The 16,163-nt window shown below is 71.7% G+C and carries 15 protein-coding genes; 4 read left to right on the top strand and 11 right to left on the bottom strand.

Annotated features, from left to right (window positions below; translation table 11 throughout):
* Positions 1–54 precede the first annotated feature (54 nt).
* Positions 55–1,278 carry an MFS transporter gene (locus CPH93_RS29235; RefSeq protein ID WP_096214522.1) on the top strand — a complete coding sequence of 408 codons (1,224 nt, stop codon included), beginning with the start codon at positions 55–57 and terminating at the stop codon, positions 1,276–1,278.
* A 63-nt stretch (positions 1,279–1,341) separates the two neighbouring features.
* On the opposite strand, the gene CPH93_RS29230 is transcribed toward CPH93_RS29235, so the two are convergent.
* Positions 1,342–1,842 (bottom strand): acyl-CoA thioesterase, encoded by a 501-nt coding sequence (locus tag CPH93_RS29230; RefSeq protein ID WP_093482190.1) that lies wholly within the window; start codon positions 1,840–1,842, stop codon positions 1,342–1,344.
* Positions 1,843–1,968: 126 nt separating this feature from the next.
* A complete protein-coding gene (locus CPH93_RS29225; RefSeq protein WP_096214521.1) occupies positions 1,969–3,333 on the bottom strand; it encodes a uracil-xanthine permease family protein in 1,365 nt (454 codons plus the stop codon).
* Between the two features lie 238 nt (positions 3,334–3,571).
* Between CPH93_RS29225 and CPH93_RS29220 the strand changes: the two genes are divergently transcribed.
* The gene (locus CPH93_RS29220) at positions 3,572–4,342 is read left to right on the top strand and encodes a DUF5995 family protein (protein WP_443031408.1); all 771 of its coding nucleotides are present in this window, start codon (positions 3,572–3,574) and stop codon (positions 4,340–4,342) included.
* 87 nt (positions 4,343–4,429) lie between these two features.
* Here the strand turns inward: CPH93_RS29220 and CPH93_RS29215 are convergent, their stop codons facing one another.
* Together CPH93_RS29215 and CPH93_RS29210 are read right to left on the bottom strand one after the other, a co-directional pair.
* Complete coding sequence (locus CPH93_RS29215) at positions 4,430–6,130, bottom strand: flavin monoamine oxidase family protein (protein WP_096214520.1); 1,701 nt, start codon at positions 6,128–6,130, stop codon at positions 4,430–4,432.
* 120 nt (positions 6,131–6,250) lie between these two features.
* The gene (locus CPH93_RS29210) at positions 6,251–7,066 is read right to left on the bottom strand and encodes a carbon-nitrogen hydrolase family protein (RefSeq protein ID WP_096214519.1); all 816 of its coding nucleotides are present in this window, start codon (positions 7,064–7,066) and stop codon (positions 6,251–6,253) included.
* 413 nt (positions 7,067–7,479) lie between these two features.
* On the opposite strand from CPH93_RS29210, the gene CPH93_RS29200 reads away from it, so the two are divergent.
* On the top strand, positions 7,480–7,707 hold the full coding sequence (locus tag CPH93_RS29200) for a hypothetical protein (RefSeq protein ID WP_096214518.1): 228 nt from the start codon (positions 7,480–7,482) through the stop codon (positions 7,705–7,707).
* Between the two features lie 64 nt (positions 7,708–7,771).
* Here CPH93_RS29200 and CPH93_RS29195 read toward each other — a convergent pair whose 3' ends face one another.
* The 7 genes from CPH93_RS29195 to rpe form a co-directional block, all read right to left on the bottom strand.
* Positions 7,772–8,227 (bottom strand): Lrp/AsnC family transcriptional regulator, encoded by a 456-nt coding sequence (locus tag CPH93_RS29195; RefSeq protein WP_006607431.1) that lies wholly within the window; start codon positions 8,225–8,227, stop codon positions 7,772–7,774.
* A gap of 10 nt (positions 8,228–8,237) precedes the next feature.
* Entirely contained in the window at positions 8,238–9,710 is a 1,473-nt protein-coding gene (locus CPH93_RS29190; protein WP_096214517.1) for an amino acid permease, read from the bottom strand.
* Between the two features lie 377 nt (positions 9,711–10,087).
* Positions 10,088–11,551, bottom strand: coding sequence for a GuaB1 family IMP dehydrogenase-related protein (locus tag CPH93_RS29185; RefSeq protein ID WP_040901658.1), 1,464 nt, complete (start codon positions 11,549–11,551; stop codon positions 10,088–10,090).
* Between the two features lie 189 nt (positions 11,552–11,740).
* Positions 11,741–12,184: a barstar family protein gene (locus tag CPH93_RS29180; protein WP_096214516.1), complete on the bottom strand. Its 444-nt coding sequence runs from the start codon at positions 12,182–12,184 to the stop codon at positions 11,741–11,743.
* The gene (locus CPH93_RS29175; protein WP_096214515.1) at positions 12,181–12,648 is read right to left on the bottom strand and encodes a ribonuclease domain-containing protein; all 468 of its coding nucleotides are present in this window, start codon (positions 12,646–12,648) and stop codon (positions 12,181–12,183) included. The genes CPH93_RS29180 and CPH93_RS29175 overlap by 4 nt, the downstream gene beginning before the upstream one ends.
* A 116-nt stretch (positions 12,649–12,764) precedes the next feature.
* Positions 12,765–13,781 carry a sugar-binding transcriptional regulator gene (locus tag CPH93_RS29170; protein ID WP_040901660.1) on the bottom strand — a complete coding sequence of 339 codons (1,017 nt, stop codon included), beginning with the start codon at positions 13,779–13,781 and terminating at the stop codon, positions 12,765–12,767.
* A 217-nt stretch (positions 13,782–13,998) separates the two neighbouring features.
* Positions 13,999–14,682 (bottom strand): ribulose-phosphate 3-epimerase, encoded by a 684-nt coding sequence (rpe, locus tag CPH93_RS29165; RefSeq protein ID WP_093482199.1) that lies wholly within the window; start codon positions 14,680–14,682, stop codon positions 13,999–14,001.
* A gap of 711 nt (positions 14,683–15,393) precedes the next feature.
* Here rpe and CPH93_RS36475 point away from each other — a divergent pair.
* Positions 15,394–15,858, top strand: a complete 465-nt coding sequence (locus CPH93_RS36475; RefSeq protein ID WP_197708715.1) for a hypothetical protein — start codon at positions 15,394–15,396, stop codon at positions 15,856–15,858.
* The last annotated feature ends 305 nt before the right edge of the window (positions 15,859–16,163 follow it).

The raw sequence follows: 16,163 nt of genomic DNA, 5'->3' as shown, positions 1-16,163 counted from the left end.
CCTGGCGAACCAACCCCCTTATTATCAGGCAGGGTTCCTGATAATTTACCGGCCATGACCGCCACCCCCCTCCCCGACCACGGCATCCCGGACGACCGGCTGCGCCGCGCACGCCGGGCCGTCGCCCTGGTGTTCCTCGTCCATGGCACCGTCACCGGCAACTTCGCCACCCGCATCCCCTGGATCCAGGACCACACCGGCCTCTCTCCGGGCCGGCTCGGCCTGGCCCTCGCCTTCCCCGCGATCGGCGCCGCCCTGGCGATGCCGCTGGCCGGCCGGATCAGCCACCGCTTAGGGGCCCGTACGGCGCTGCGCGGTCTGCTCGCGGTGTGGACCCTGTCGCTGGTGCTGCCCGCCCTCTCCCCCGGCCTGTATGCGCTGTGCCCGGCGCTGCTGGTGTACGGCGCGGCCTCCGGGGTGTCGGACGTCGCGATGAACGCACTGGGGGTGGAGACCGAGGACCGGCTCGGCCGGCCGATCATGTCGGGGCTGCACGGCATGTGGAGCGCCGGCGCCCTGCTCGGTTCGGCGGTCGGCACCGTCGCCGCGCACGCCGGGTGGGACGCCCGGCTCCATCTGGCCGGTGCCGCAGTCGTCTTGACCGTGCTCGGCGCGCTTGCCTGTCAGGGCGTCCTGGACCTGCGCAGCGCCCCCGAGGAGCATCCGCCGCCGCGCTTCGCGCTGCCGCCGCGGTCGGCGCTGGTCATCGGGGCGATAGGGTTCTGCGCCGTCTTCGCGGAGGGCGCCGGACTGGAGTGGTCGGCGGTCTTCCTCCGCGACCGGCTGGGCACCGATGCCGGGCTGGCGGCCGCCTCGACCACCGCCTTCGCCTGCACGATGGCCGCCGCCCGGCTGGCGGGCGACAAGGTGGTGGCCCGCTTCGGTCCGGTGCGTACGGTGCGGGCCGGCGGGGTGCTGGCGGCGGCGGGCGGGCTGCTGATCGTCGCGGCCCGGCATCCGGCCATGGCGATGGGCGGGTTCGGCCTGCTGGGTCTGGGGATCGCGGTGGTGGTCCCGCTGGCCTTCGCGGCCGCCGGGCGCAGCGGTCCGGCCCCCAGCCAGGCCATCGCGGGCGTCGCCACCATCACTTACACCTCCGGCCTGATCGCCCCGTCCGCGATCGGCGGCATCGCCCAGGCGTCCTCGCTGACCATGTCGTTCGTGCTGGTCACGACGCTGGCGTGCGGGCTGGTGGCCGGCGCGCGGGTGCTGCGGGTGCCGAGCCGGACGGCGTCCGGCAGCCCGCGCGCGGTGACCGGGGACCTGGAGCGGTCCTGAATCCCGGGCCGCCGCCCGGGCGCTCCGGCCGGTGACGCGGCGGCCGGCCGGTGGCGGACGGCTTCAGGCCGCGTCCCGCTCCGCCTCCGCCTCCCTCTCCGTCTCCGCGGCGGCCGGCCGGAGCAGGTCCGCGGCGACCGCGCGGGCGTGATCGGACCACGGGGTGGGACGCAGTGTCCGTGCGTCGACCCGGACGAGCACCCGGTGCCCCTGGGCATGGGTCTCGGCGCCGTCGGCCGAGCAGAGCCGGAAGCCGTAGGTGAGGCCGGTGCGGCCGAGGCGTTCCACCCACAGATGCGCCGCGTACCGGCCGGGCCGGGTGACCGGACGTTCGTAGGAGAGGCGCATCTCCTTGATGACGTTGCACATGTCCCCCGCGGCGACCCAGTCACCGTCGAAGCGGAAGCCCCGGCCGTGCCAGTACTCCGCCCAGGCGCGCTCCACCAGCAGCGGGTAGCGGGAGTTGTGGAGCATGCCGAGCGCGTCGAGGTCGTCGAAGTGGACGGTGACGGGGACCAGTTCGCCGTACGGGACGGTGGGGACCTGGCGGGGTTCGACGCTCACGGGTGGTGCTCCTGGGGTGGTGAGGTGCTTGCCGGCGCGTTGGAAGCGAGGGGCGCGGTGGAAGCGGAGGGTGTGGTGGGGCAGGTGGTACTCGTGTGAGCCACCGTCGCCATGGTAAGCGGATGCTTAGGACACTTCGTCCGGCGGGGTGTCGGGGAGTGGCGGGTGCGGCCGGCCCGCCGCCCCGGAGAGCCACCGCAGGGAGTGGTAGCCGGTGAGCACGGTCAGCGTCCCCAGTGCGATGCCGTTCAGCTCGAAGTTCTCGGTGAACTTCAGCGAGACGCCGCCAATGGCGATGATGATTCCGGCCGCTGCGGGAATGAGGTTCAGGGGGACCGAGAAATCCACCTTGTTCCGCACCCAGATCTGGGCTCCCAGCAGGCCGATCATGCCGTACAGGATGACGGTGATGCCGCCCAGCACCCCGCCGGGGATCGCCGCCACCACCGAGCCGAACTTCGGGCACAAACCGAAGAGCAGGGCGAAACCGGCCGCCGCCCAATAAGCCGCAGTGGAATAGACCCGGGTGGCCGCCATGACGCCGATGTTCTCGGCGTAGGTCGTGGTGGCAGGGCCACCCACCGCAGTGGACAGGACCGTTGCCGTGCCGTCGGCGACGAGGGCCATGCCCATCTTGTCTTCCAGGGGATCACCGGTCATCGCGGAGACCGCCTTGATGTGTCCGGCATTCTCCGCGATCAGCGCGATCAGGACGGGCAGCGCGACAAGGATCGCGGAGGCGGAGAAATTCGGTGCGTGAAAGGTGGGCAGGCCGATCCAGTCAGCCTTTTCGACGCCGGAAAAGTCGATGCGCCAGTGGTCGGTGAGCTTGCCCGCGCCATTGACCGAATGAATTTTTCCTGCCGTGCGGTCGAGAATCCAGGACAGCGCATAGCCGAAGACCAGGCCCAAGAAGATGGCGATCCGCGACCAGAAGCCGCGGAGCACGACGAGCGCGAGCCCGGTGAACAGCATCGTCGCCAGAGCCGTCCACTGGTCCTGGGGCCAGTACGTGGACGCCGTAACGGGGGCAAGGTTGAAGCCGATCAGCATCACGACCGCGCCGGTCACCGTCGGCGGCAGCACGGCGTGGATCACCCCGGCCCCGACGACATGGATGGCCAGGCCGCAGCCGGCCAAGCAGGCACCCACCACGAGCATCGCCCCCGTCAGCGTGCCGGCGTCACCCCCCTGGCCCGCGATCACCGCAGAGACGCCCACGAAGGAGAGCGAGGAGCCCAAGTAGCTGGGGATGCGTCCGCGCGTCATCAGCAAGAACAGAGCGGTGGCCACACCCGACGCCATCAGGGCAAGACTGGGATCCAGCCCCATGAGCACGGGGGCGACGAAACATGCCCCGATCATCGACACCACGTGCTGGGCGCCGAGCGCGATCGTCCGCCCCCACGTCAGGCGCTCCCCGGGCCTGACCACCTCGCCGGGCCTCAGATGTCGCCCGTCGCCATGAAGTTTCCACCCGAAGCCGGCCATGATCACTCTCCGCTCTGCGACGCCCTGCAGGTCACAGAGCCGAGGTGATTCATAGTCGAACGCCTGCGTCTGGACAAACCGAGGCCCGGTCCGGGGAAGACCTCCGTACGGGAGGCGGGGGCGGCCGCGCCGCGTCAGGCGCACCGTTCCACAAGAGGGCGCGCCGTTCGTTACCCCGTATCGGTCAACGGCCACCACCATCCCGCGCAATCCGTAACTGTGGTGTCACGCTGAGTGGATGACGACGACTCGGCGCCCTGCCCCGCACCCCGATGTCCACCGGCAGCCGAACCCGGCCGAAGGGCCCGCCGCAAGGCCGCCCACCGGCGCGGAAACCGCGGCCGCCGCGGAGCTGGCGGAGGTGCTGGCCCGGATGCGGGCGCTGGCCGCGGCGCTGCCCGCCGAGGACGGGGTGGGCGTCTTCAACGGGGTCTATCTGGCCGTCACCGAGGCGGTGGCGGGGCGCATCGGGGACGGTACGTTCCAGGACCCGGCGGCCGCGGGCGAGCTGGACCGCTGCTTTGCGCGGCGGTACTTCGCCGCGGTGGACGCCGCCACCGCCGGGCTGCGGCCGCCGGCCTGCTGGCGTCCGCTCTTCCAGCTGCGCCGGCACCCGGGCGTGCATCCGCTGCAGTTCGCGCTGGCCGGGATCAACGCCCACATCGGCCACGACCTGGCATTGGCGGTGCTGGACACCTGCCGGGTGCTGGAGTGCGAACCGGCCGCGCTGGAGACCGACTTCGAGCGGGTCGGCGGGGTGCTGACGAGCCTGGAGGAGCGGATCCGGGAGCGGCTGATGCCCGGCCCCGATGTGCTGGACGTCGCCGATCCGCTGACGCATCTGATCGGGTCGTGGAGCCTGGACAAGGCCAGGGACGGCGCCTGGGTGGCGGCCCGCGCCCTGTGGAGCGTCCGCCGGCTGCCGGATGTCACCGAGGAACTCATCGAACGCCTCGACGCCGGGGTGGGCCTGGTCGGACGGATGCTGCTGACCCCGCTGCCCGGCTGATCATCCCGGCACCTCGGGGCACGGGCCGTTCCTGCCCGTCGGCAGGAACGGCCCACGTCCCCTAGGGGCTGTCCGGTGTATCAGGCCCTAGTCCTCCGGCAGCTCCACCGGTGCGATCTCGTCGTACACATCGCCCGGACCGGGGTTCGTCGCGTCCGTCGTGCCGCCGAAGTGGTGCATGACGCCCCACACCGCGTTGAGTGCGGTCTGCACCGCGCCCTCGGCCCAGCCCGCCGTCCAGGAGATGTCGTCGCCCGCGAGGAACAGGCCCCGCTTGTCCTCGGGGAGCCGGTCCTGCATGAAGTGCGTGAACAGGCGCCGCTGGTAGCGGTAGTGGCCGGGCAGGTTCGCCTTGAAGGCGCCCATGAAGTACGGCTCGTTCTCCCAGGACACGGTGACCGGGTTGCCGATGATGTGCTTGCGGATGTCGACCTTCGGATAGATCTCCGACAGCGACTTCAGCATGACCTCCATCCGCTCGTTCGCCTCCAGCGGCAGCCACTTGAGGCTGTCGTCGCACCAGGTGTAGGAGAGGCAGATGACGGCGGGTTCGTCCGGGCCGTTGTCGAGCAGATACGTCCCGCGGGTCATCCGGTCCGTCAGCGTCATCGACATGACGTCCCGACCGGTCTCCTCGTCCTTGTCGAGCCAGAACGGCCGGTCGACGGGGACGAAGAGCTTGCTGGACTCCATGTAGTGGGTGCGCTCCATCGCCGTCCAGTGGTCGATCGGGAACAGCGAGTCGTCGCAAGCGATCTTGCTCAGCAGCATCCAGGACTGCGCGGTGAAGACGGCGGCCTCGTAGGTGCGGATGTCGCCGTCGGCGTCGGTGACCGTGATGCGGTTGCCGGCGGTGCGGTTCAGGCGGGTCACCGCGGGCCGGGGCGCGCCGTCGTGCAGCGACGAGAGCGAGGTGCCCTGAGCCCAGTGCACGATCTTCTGCGGCTCGCGCTCCCACAGGCGCAGCGGCAGCTGCTGGCTGCCGCCGACGATGCCGCGGTGGTGGTCGTCGGCCTCGGTGTAGACGACCCGCAGGATCTCCAGGATGGAGTTGGGGAAGTCGGTGTCCCAGCCGCCGGTGCCGAAGCCGACCTGGCCGAAGATCTCCCGGTGGCGGAAGGACTTGAAGGCCGTCGAGTCGCAGAGGTAGCCGTAGAAGGTCTGGTTGTCGAGCTTCTCGACGAGCCGGGACCAGATCTCGCGGATGCGCGGGACGTCGCGCTCGCGGATCGCCTGGTTCATGTCGGAGAAGTCGGCGCCCTCTTCCAGGCAGGCGTTCCAGGCGTCCATGACCTGGTGATAGACCTCGGGCAGGTCCTCGACGGTACGCGCGTAGTGCGACTCGCCCTTGAGGTCGACGACGGTCGACGGGGTGTCCGCGGCCAGCGGGTTGGGGAACGGCGTGGTCGTCAGGCCCACCAGGTCGATGTAGTGCTGGAGCGCCGTCGAGGACGGCGGGAAGCGCATCGCGCCCATCTCGGCGGTCAGGCCCGCGGCTTCGGACGGGGTGCCCTCGAAGCCGACGGTGCGCAGCCGGCCGCCTATCTGGTCGGCCTCGTAGACGACGGGCCGAAGGCCCATCTTCATCAGCTCATAGGCGGTGACGATGCCCGAGAGGCCGCCGCCGATGACCGCGACCTCCTTCCCGTGCTCGGTCGCGGGGACCTGGCCCAGGCCCGCCGGGTGGGCGAGGAAGTCGTCATAGGCGTACGGGAAGTCCGGGCCGAACATGGTGATCGGGGGCTGGGCATCCGCGTGGTGGGCGGCGGTGGGCACCGTGGACGTCATCGGGGACGGACTCCTTGCAGACAGGGCACAGCAGGCAGGGCTGTACAGGCCGGCGGGACCGGCCTGCGGCGGGGCAGGGGGAACCAGAGGAACGAGGGGCGGGCGGGCGGATCGGGTGCGTCAGGTCAGCGGGCCGTACAGCTCCGGCCGCCGGTCGTGCAGATACGGGTTCTCCACCCGGGATTCCTTCAGGAAGGCGGGGTCGACCTCGGCCCGCACCAGCTGCTCGGTGCGGCCGGCCCGGGTGCGTACGACACCGTCGGGGCCGGCCAGGCAGCTGAGGCCGACGAACTCGAACTCGCCCTCCGCGCCGACCCGGTTGACGTACGCGACGTACATCTGGTTCTCGAAGGCGCGGACCGGGATGACGGACTCGGCGACGAACTGGAAGGGGTGCATCTGCGCGGTGGGCACCAGCAGCAGATCGGTGCCGGCCAGCGCATGGGCCCGGACGTTCTCCGGGAACTCCACGTCGTAGCAGATCATGACGCCGATCCGGAGGCCGCCCAGGTCGGCCTGGACGACGGCCTGCTCGCCCGGGGTGAACCACTCACGCTCGAAGCAGCCGAAGAGATGGGTCTTGCGGTAGTTCGCCAGCCGCTCGCCCTCGGGGCCGATGAGCTGCGCCGAGTTGTAGACGGCGGCGCTGTCCGGCTCGTCGTGGGCGGCGCGCTCGGGGTAGCCGTAGAGCACCGCGATGCCGTGTGCGGCGGCGATCTCCGCGATGGCCCGGGCGCTGTCGCCGTCGGCGGTCTCGGCGAGGCGGTGGGCACCGTCGCCGATGGCATAGCCGGTCAGGAAGAGCTCCGGGCAGGCGAGCAGTCCGGCGCCGGTCGCGGCCGCGGTGCGGGCCGCGTCGTCGAGGATCCGCAGGTTGTGCGCGACATCGCCGGGCCGTCCCGAACTCTGGAGCAGGGCGGTGTGCAGCGACGTCATGGGATCCCTCGGCGAGGTGGTGCGGGTGGACGCATTGACGGTACGGGCCGCCGGGGATGCGGGACAAGGCGCCACCGTTGCGCGCCGATGGACGATTCATTGCGCGTTCATAGGAGTGTGCGGTGATTCGTTGCGCGCCGCCGGGGGCGGGGTAGCCGATCGCCCCCTCGGCGGTCCGCAGCAGGGGAAGCCGCCGGTCAGCGTACGGATGCCGGGGGCGGCCCCGCCTGCCGCAGCCGGCCCCGACCCGGGACGCGGCCGCGCAGACCGATCCTCCGACGAGGACCGGCTGCGGCGTCCAGTCCTGCCCGGGTGGCAGGTCCCGCAGGACGTCGCCCACCGTCTCGCGCACGAGCCCGCGCAGCCAGCGGTGCCCGGCGTCGGTTTCCTGGCGCGGATGCCAGGCCATCTCCATGGTCATCGGCCTCTTCGTCACCGCCCTCGGCCCGTGCCTGCTCTCCCGCGCCGCCGAGCAGGCGCCGCAGGCCTCGGGCACGGGGCACGGCGCCGCGGCGGCCACCGCGTTCACCGATGCCATGGCGCTGGGCTACCGGATCGCGGCGGGAGTGGTGCTGGTGGTGGGCATCGCCGTGGCGTCCGGTCTGCGCAGCCGGGCGGGGGCCGGCCGGAGCGGGGCTTGACCTCCCTCGCGTACGAGGCAGCAGCCCGCACGGCAGGGGGGCTGAGGGGCGGGGCCGGGGCCGATCAGCGCGGCGCCCCCGAGCCGTACCGGCGCAGCAGCGGGGAGAGCACCAGCACGGACTTGGTCCGTTCCACGAACGGTTCGCCGGCGATCCGCTCCAGCACCCGCTCGAAGTGCCGCATGTCGGCGGCGAAGACCTGGACGATGGCGTCCGCCTCACCGGTGACGGTGGAGGCGGACGCCACTTCCGGGTAGCGCGACAGGCCGCGGTGGATCGCCTCGGGCGAGGTGTTCCGGCGGCAGTAGAGCTCGATGACCCCTTCGGTCTCCCAGCCGAGTGCGGCCGGGTCCACCCGCACCGTGAAGCCGGTGATCGCGCCGTCCGCCCGCAGCCGGTCCACCCGGCGCTTGACGGCCGGCGCGGAGAGTCCGACCTCCTGGCCGATGTCGGCGTAGCTGCGGCGGGCGTCCTCGGCGAGGGCGTGGACGATGCGTTCGTCGAGATCGTTCAGTCGCACTGCGGGTGGATCACTTCTCTGCGGTGGCCAATCGGGAGCGGCGCATGCCGTATCCGAAGTAGACCACAAGGCCCGCGGCCAACCAGGCACCGAAGACGACCCAGGTCACGACGTCGAGGCTGCCCATCATGTAGAGGCACAGCAGGAAGCCGATCGCCGGGAAGAGCGGCGAGAGCGGGGTGCGGAAGCTGCGCGGCATGTCGGGCCGGGTGCGGCGCAGCACGATCACCGCGACATTGACCAGCGCGAAGGCGAACAGGGTGCCGATGCTGGTGGCGTCGGCCAGCTGGCCCAGCGGCACCGCCGCGGCGAGCACCCCGCAGAACAGCGACACGATCACGGTGTTGGCGCGCGGCGCCCCGCTCTTGGGGTGCACCTTGGAGAACACCTTCGGCACCAGCCCGTCCCGGGACATCGCGAAGAGGATGCGGGTCTGGCCGTAGAGCACGGTCAGCACGACGCTGGCGATGGCGATGACCGCGCCGAAGGCGAGCAGCACGGCCCAGAAGCTCTGGCCGGTGACGTCCTTCATGATCCCGGCCAGCGCGGCCTCCGAGCCCTTGAACTTCTGCCAGGGCATGGCGCCCACGGCGATGGCCGCGACCAGGCAGTACAGCGCGGTGACGATCACCAGCGAGAGCATGATCGCGCGCGGCATGTCGCGCTGCGGGTTCTTGGCCTCTTCGCCCGCTGTGGAGGCGGCATCGAAGCCGATGTACGAGAAGAACAGGGTCGCGCCGGCGGCGCTGACGCCCGCCATGCCCATCGGCATGAAGTTCGCGTAGTTGCCCGAGCGCACGCCCTGGAGCGCGACGCCGCAGAACAGCAGCAGCGCGACGATCTTGACGACGACCATGATGGTGTTGGCCCGAGCGCTCTCCTTGGCCCCGCCCAGCAGGAACACCATCGCCAGCAGCACGACCACGAGCGCCGGCAGGTTGAAGATGCCGCCGTCGCCGGGCGGCTGGGACAGCGCGTCCGGGATGGTGAAGCCGAAGATGCCGTCGAGGAGCTCGTTCAGATACTGGCCCCAGCCCACCGCGACGGCCGCGACCGAGACGCCGTACTCCAGGATCAGGCACCAGCCGCAGACCCAGGCGATCAGCTCGCCGAGGGTGGCGTAGGCGTAGGAGTAGGAGGATCCGGAGACCGGGATGGAGCCGGCCAGCTCCGCGTAGGACAGCGCGGAGAACAGGGCGGTGATCCCGGCGAGGACGAAGGACAGGATGACCGCGGGCCCGGCGTCCGGCACGGCCTCGCCGAGGACGACGAAGATGCCGGTGCCGAGCGTGGCGCCGATGCTGATCATCGTCAGCTGCCACATGCCCATGGAGCGGCGGAGCTCTCCCCCCTGCCCCTTGCCGCCCTCGGCCACCAGCCGCTCGACGGGCTTGCGCCGCATCAGCCGGGTGCCAAGTCCTCCGGGGGAGGGCGGTCCGGGGTCGCCGGCCCCTGCGGGCGGGGCTGCGCCGTGCTCCAACACTGAAGTGGCTCCTTTATCGCTGCCGATCGATGACGTACGGATGAGACGGCGACCGGCAGCGGTCGGTAGAAGGGCATGCCGAAGCACACCGCGCAGGAGACCGCCGAGCAGGCGGTCCCCGCCACTCCACGTACAGCGCTTGACCTTACGGGCCGCCGCTGACCTGCCGTAATGCAGGTTCCTTGCGTAACCGCGGATGATCGTTGCGCACCGGCGCGGCGGACGATGGTTCGTTGCGCGCCAGGGTGAGATCGTAACGGCCGCCTCCGGATGGGCCACGAACCGGGTCCGATGGTTCCGGATACGCCACCGGCCCCGCACCGGGTCGGTGCGGGGCCGGTCAATCACGTGCGGAGCCCTCTACGGCCCCTCGCCGGTCAGCTCCAGCTGTCGTGGAGCGGCTTGCCCTCGGCGTAGCCGGCGGCGCTCTGCACGCCGATCACGGCCTTCTCGGCGAACTCCGCCAGGGAGGCGGCGCCCGCGTAGGTGCAGGAGCTGCGGAGGCCCGCGATGATCGAGTCGATCTGGTCCTCGACGCCGGGACGCGCCTGGTCGATGAACATCCGGGAGGTGGAGATGCCCTCCTCGAAGAGTCCCTTGCGGGCCCGGTCGTAGGCCGACTCCTCGCTGGTGCGGCTGCGCACCGCACGCGCGGAGGCCATGCCGAAGCTCTCCTTGTACGGCCGGCCGTCGGCGGTGTGCTGGAGGTCGCCGGGCGATTCCAGGGTGCCGGCGAACCAGGAGCCGATCATGACGTTGGACGCGCCGGCGGCCAGCGCCATCGCGACGTCGCGGGGGTGGCGCACTCCGCCGTCGGCCCAGACGTGCTTGCCGTACTTCCGGGCCTCGGCGGCGCACTCCAGCACCGCGGAGAACTGCGGCCGGCCGACACCCGTCATCATGCGGGTGGTGCACATCGCGCCCGGTCCGACGCCGACCTTGATGATGTCCGCGCCGGCGTCGATCAGATCGCGGACGCCCTCGGCGGCGACGATGTTGCCCGCCACGATCGGGACCTGCGGGTCCAGCGCGCGGACCGCCTTGATCGCGCTGATCATCGACTCCTGGTGGCCGTGCGCGGTGTCCACGACGAGCGTGTCCACACCGGCGTCCAGCAGCGACTTGGCCCGCCCGGCGACATCGCCGTTGATGCCGACGGCGGCCGCGATCCGCAGCTTGCCGTTGGCGTCCGTGGCGGGGGTGTAGAGGGTGGCGCGGAGCGCGCCCTTGCGGGTGAGGATGCCGATCAGCATGCCGTCGGCGTCGACCGCGGGCGCGAGCTTGCGGTTGGCGGCGTCGAGGCGGTTGAAGGCCTCCCGCGGGTCGATGTCGGCGTCCAGGACCAGCAGGTCCCTTGACATGACCTCGGCGACCTGGGTGAAGCGGTCCACCCCGGCCAGATCGTGCTCGGTGACCACACCGACCGGGCGGCCGCCCTCGACGACGATGCCCGCGCCGTGCGCCCGCTTGGGCAGCAGCGCCAGGGCGTCGGCGACGGTCGCGACCGGGGACAGCACGATCGGCGTGTCCAGGACCAGATGGCGGCGCTTGACCCAGGTCACGACGTCGGTGACGACATCGAGCGGAATGTCCTGCGGGATCACGACCAGGCCGCCACGGCGGGCCACGGTCTCGGCCATCCGGCGGCCGGCGATCGCCGTCATGTTGGCGACCACGAGCGGAATGGTGGTGCCGGTCCCGTCGTGGGAGGACAGATCCACGCCCTGGCGGGAGCCCACGGCGGAGCGGCCGGGCACCATGAACACATCGTCGTAGGTCAGGTCGTAGGGCACCGAAGAACTCTCTTCGAGCGCGCCGTTCTTCGGATTCAGGAATCGCATATGGCCAGGATACGGGCCCTGACCAGGGCTCATGTGATTGTCTGAGGTAATTGCCAGTCGTGTGTGCGATCCCCCAAAGGGCCCGTGCAGCGGCCGGTGGCCCCGGGCCGGCCGGGTGCTCCGCGCGCATCCGGCCCCCGCGGCCCGGCCGTCCGCCGGAACGCGGCAGGTCAGAGCATGGCCCCGCCGCTAAGCACCCTGCCGGGCCCGGCACCTGACCATGATCACGGCCAGGCCGGTGTCCGTGTCCCGCCAGTACCCCACGGCGTCCGCCAGGATGCCCTCGACGACGCTCCAGTCCTCCGGGGCCGCGGCGGCGTAGCCCTGCCAGCCGGTCACGACCAGCAGCCGGCCGCGGCCGACGGGGCACCAGGACAGATCGGTCAGGCAGTCGGCGAGCGCGTCCCAGTTGCGCCCGAACCAGTCCGGCAGCCGCAGCGAGCGGGCGCACCGGTCCATGAACGCGGCCTTGTCCGCGACCCCGTCCAGGTCCAGTGACGTCCCCGACCAGCCGGCGTCCCGCGCGGCCGCCAGCGCCTCCGCGACCGAGCGCTCCGCGGGCCAGGGCAGCACCCCGGGAGGAGTACTGCCGTCGAGCACCGCCGCGAGCGGCCGGGGCACAGAACCCGTCATCGGAGCACCGCCTTGAAGGTCCGGTAGTGGTCGTCGGTGTAGTACGTCTCATGGCTCTCGCCGGTGACGAGCCGGCGGGCTCCGCGGTCCGGCGAGCCGGGCGTGCGGACCGTGTACTCGTGGTAATGACCGCGCGGCTGAGGGGGCAGCAACCGCTCGCGGTTGCCGAAGACGGTCCCGTCCTGCCGGTACGGGAAGGGCCCGCCGGCGTCGATGATCCGCAGGGTGTCCCGCGCCTGGGAGGGCAGCTGGGCGACGGTGACGAGCGGCATGCCCTGTGCCCATGCCGGTGCCTTGGTGGCGCCCGGCGAACCGGCGGCGGCCGTGGCGGTGGCACCCGGTGATCCCGGCGAACTCCCGTTGCCGGCACCGCTCGTGGCACACCCGGTCAGGACGAGGAGCAGCCCGGCCAGCAGCGCGCCGAGCAGCGCGGCGGCGCGGGGCACGGCGGAGCGGGTCACCATGGCGCCGATGCTGTCACAGGCCCGCGCGAGCCGCTCGCCGGTGACCGCACCGGGGTGGGGCCGGCCGTCCGGCAGCAGCTACCGCAGACGCCCGCGGCGGCACGTTTCGGCGCGGGTCACGCCCCGTCAGGATCCGCGCGGTCCAGTGCGGGTCGCGGGCCGGGGCCGGTCTCCAACAGCAGATGGTCAGCGGCGGCGGTGTCCGTGACCAGGCTCGTCACCAGCCCGGAGCGCAGCACCGCGCCGATCGCGTCGGCCTTGCGCCGGCCGCCGGCGATGGCGACGACCTCCGGGATACGGCGCAGCCGGTCCGCCTCGACCGTGATGCACCGCTCGCCGAGGTCCCGGCCGATCCGCCGCCCCTCGGCGTCGAAGAGGTGCGCCGACATCTCGGCGGCCGCACCCAGCGAGGCGTAGTGCTCCCGCTCCTGCTCCGAGAGCATGTCGTAGACGGTCGAGACGCCCGGCTCCCAGGAACCGATGGAGACGCAGGCGACGGTGACCTTGTCGAAGTATTCGAAGGCGCGGGCGATCCCGGTCTGCCGGCGCAGCGCCTCGGCGGTCGCCGAATCGGGCAGCAGCATCGGTGCGTAGATCGGGTGCGCCTCGCCGCCGGAGACATCGGCCGCGCGGCGCACCGCCTCGACCGAGCCGCGGTCGGCGGTGCCCGCGTCGTAGACACCGGTCAACTGCACGACGGTGCAGGGCGGGAGGCGGTGCAGGGCCGCCGCCATGTGAATCGTCGACCGGCCCCAGGCCAGCCCGAGCACATCGCCCTCGTTGACCAGCTCGCCGAGCAGATCGGCGGCCACTTCGCCGAGGTTCTCCGGGTCGGCGGCGTCATCGGGCGGGTTCTGACCGCCGAAGGCGGGGGGAGCGTCCGCGGGCGACTCGACGACCACCGCGTGCCGCAGGCCGTAGCGGGCCCGCAGGGCGTCGGAGCGCTCGGCGTCCAGCTCGGAGGGCACCCGGATCTCGATCCGTACGAGATCGCGTTCCAGTGCCGTCTCCAGCACCCGCGCGACCTTGAACCGGCTGACGCCGAATTCCTCCGCGATCTGGATCTTCGACTTTCCCTCAAGATAGAAACGGCGGGCCATGGCCGCAGCCTGCACCAGCTCGGCAGGGCCCATTCCGGACTGTGGGCGGCTGGCTACCACGAAATTCTCCCCTTTTGCGCATCTGATCGAGTCTTTGCTCATCCTTTCAGAAACCCGGGGGCAACGGGGACCATGACCGCCCCGACCCACGTGAACGCTCGGTGGCGCCACGGACAAGAGGCGGCACGGCCGCACCACGGAGCCTCCGTGGCCTGCGGCGGCCGGGCCGCCCGCCCCCGTTTCCGGGGATTCAGTGCGCGCAGCCCCAGCCCGCCGCCGCGGTCGCCGTCTCGGCCTTCTCCCGCAGATCCCGGACCGCCTTCGCCGGGTCGTCCGCGCTGTACACCGCCGAGCCCGCCACGAAGACATCGGCGCCCGCCTCCGCGCAGCGCTCGATGGTGGCCGCCGAGACCCCGCCGTCGACCTGCAGCCACATTTCCAGGCCGTGCCGGGAGATCAGCTCACGGGTCCGGCGGATCTTGGGCAGCATGATGTCCAGGAACGCCTGGCCGCCGAAGCCGGGCTCCACGGTCATGATCAGCAACATGTCGAGCTCGGGCAGCAGGTCTTCGTACGGCTCGATGGGCGTGGCCGGCTTCAGCGCCATCGAGGCCCGCGCCCCCTTGGCCCGGATCTCCCGCGCCAGCCGCACCGGCGCGGCCGCCGCCTCCACATGAAAGGTGACCGAACCGGCCCCTGCCTCGATGTACTGCGGCGCCCAGCGGTCCGGGTCCTCGATCATCAGATGCAGATCGAGGGGGGTGTCCGTCGCCTTGCTCAGCGACTCGACGACGGGCACGCCGAGGGTGAGATTCGGGACGAAGTGGTTGTCCATCACGTCGACATGAAGCCAGTCGGCGCCCTCGACCGCCTTCGCCTCCTCGGCGAGCCGGGCGAAGTCCGCGGACAGGATGCTGGGGTTGATCAAGGCCATGCCCCCAGTATGGCCTGCGGCCCGTGAGGGGGTGGAGGGGGGACGGATCCGGGGCGGGCGGCAGGGGCCGGGGCCCGGCCACCGGTTCGGCGGCGGCGGACTCCCCCTCGGGGCCGGGCGCCCGTAGCGGCAGGGTGCCCCGCCCTTCCTTCCCTCCCTCGTTCGGCCGCCCGCGATGGCGGTGGCGCGGGCCCGGCGCGACAGTGTCGCGGGCTGCGGAGGCGGCCTCGGCGGAAGCGCCGGCGGCCCCCGGATGTAGGCCCGGCCGCATGCCGTTCCCGTCCGTCCGATCCGCGCCCTGGATGTGTGTGCATGGACCAGACCGCTGAGCTTTCCGTCCGGGAAGAGGCGGCTTTCGAGGAAGAGCTCGTCGCAGCACTGACCGACCGGACGCTCCACCTGATCATTCTCCCCACGGAGCAGTGCAACTTCCGGTGCACCTACTGCTACGAGGATTTCTCCGTCGGGCGGATGGGCCCGGAGACGGTCCAGGGGGTCAAGCGGCTCCTGGACCGCCGGCTGGACGGGCTTACTGGAGCGCTGGCAGGCGGCCGAGCGACTCGACGACATGCGAGGAGATCTCCTCCACGACCGGGCGGGCCAGGGAATTCGTTCCGACGAATCTGGGAAAACCTGCTGGCGCTCCGCGACAGCGCGCTCCCGCTGTGCATCCTTCTGCGTATTCATCTGACGCCGGCAAATCTCCCGTCCATGGCCGGGTTTCTCAGAGAAGTCCGGGACACCTTTCTCGACGACCCGCGATTCTCGGTCGGCCTCAAGCCGGTCGAGCGTCTCGGCGGCCCCAACGACGAGACCCGAGAGATCCTCTCGGACGCGGCCCGCACGGAGAGCCAGGACGCCCTCGCAGCCCTCCTCCACGGCACGTCACCCGCGTTCCCGGCCACCCCGGGAGTGGAGGCCTGCTACGCCGCCCGCGCGAACTCCCTGGTGATCCGGGCCGGCGGAAGGGTCGGAAAGTGCACCGTGGCGCTCACGGATCCTGCCAACACGATCGGCCGGCTACGGCCCGACGGCACCCTCCGGATCGACAACGGCCGGCTGAGCCCCTGGCTGCGCGGCTGGACGAGCCGCGACCGGTCCGCCGTCACCTGTCCCTACGCCGGTATGCCGCGCCAGTCGCCGCTGTTGCAGATCGGTTCCGGGCGCCCCGAGTGACCCTCCCGACGGTGCCGCCACGCGCTCACGGGAGCTCGCAAGGCGAAAGCCACAGGTAGGCACGGCCGGGGCCGCTGCGCCTGCCCTGGCCAGGTCAGCCGGGCTCGCGCGGCTGCCTACGCGCGGTCGTCGGGCGGCCGGTGGTTCCCGGACGGGGTGCCGGAGCGGCTGGTGCGGCCGGCCCCCTCTTCGGCAGGATGCCTGGTGTGGCGACGTCGAGGAGATGTGAAGCATGTGGTACGCCGCTCCCGACCCCCGCAAGGGCAGCACGAGACGGCAAGGCGCCCGGCGGCCGGCCCGCGCGG

The organism is Streptomyces sp. 2323.1 (assembly GCF_900221035.1).
Classification (GTDB): domain Bacteria; phylum Actinomycetota; class Actinomycetes; order Streptomycetales; family Streptomycetaceae; genus Streptomyces; species Streptomyces sioyaensis.
The sequence above is the reverse complement of the archived record's forward strand: the minus strand, read 5'-3'. Positions and strand labels throughout refer to the sequence as shown.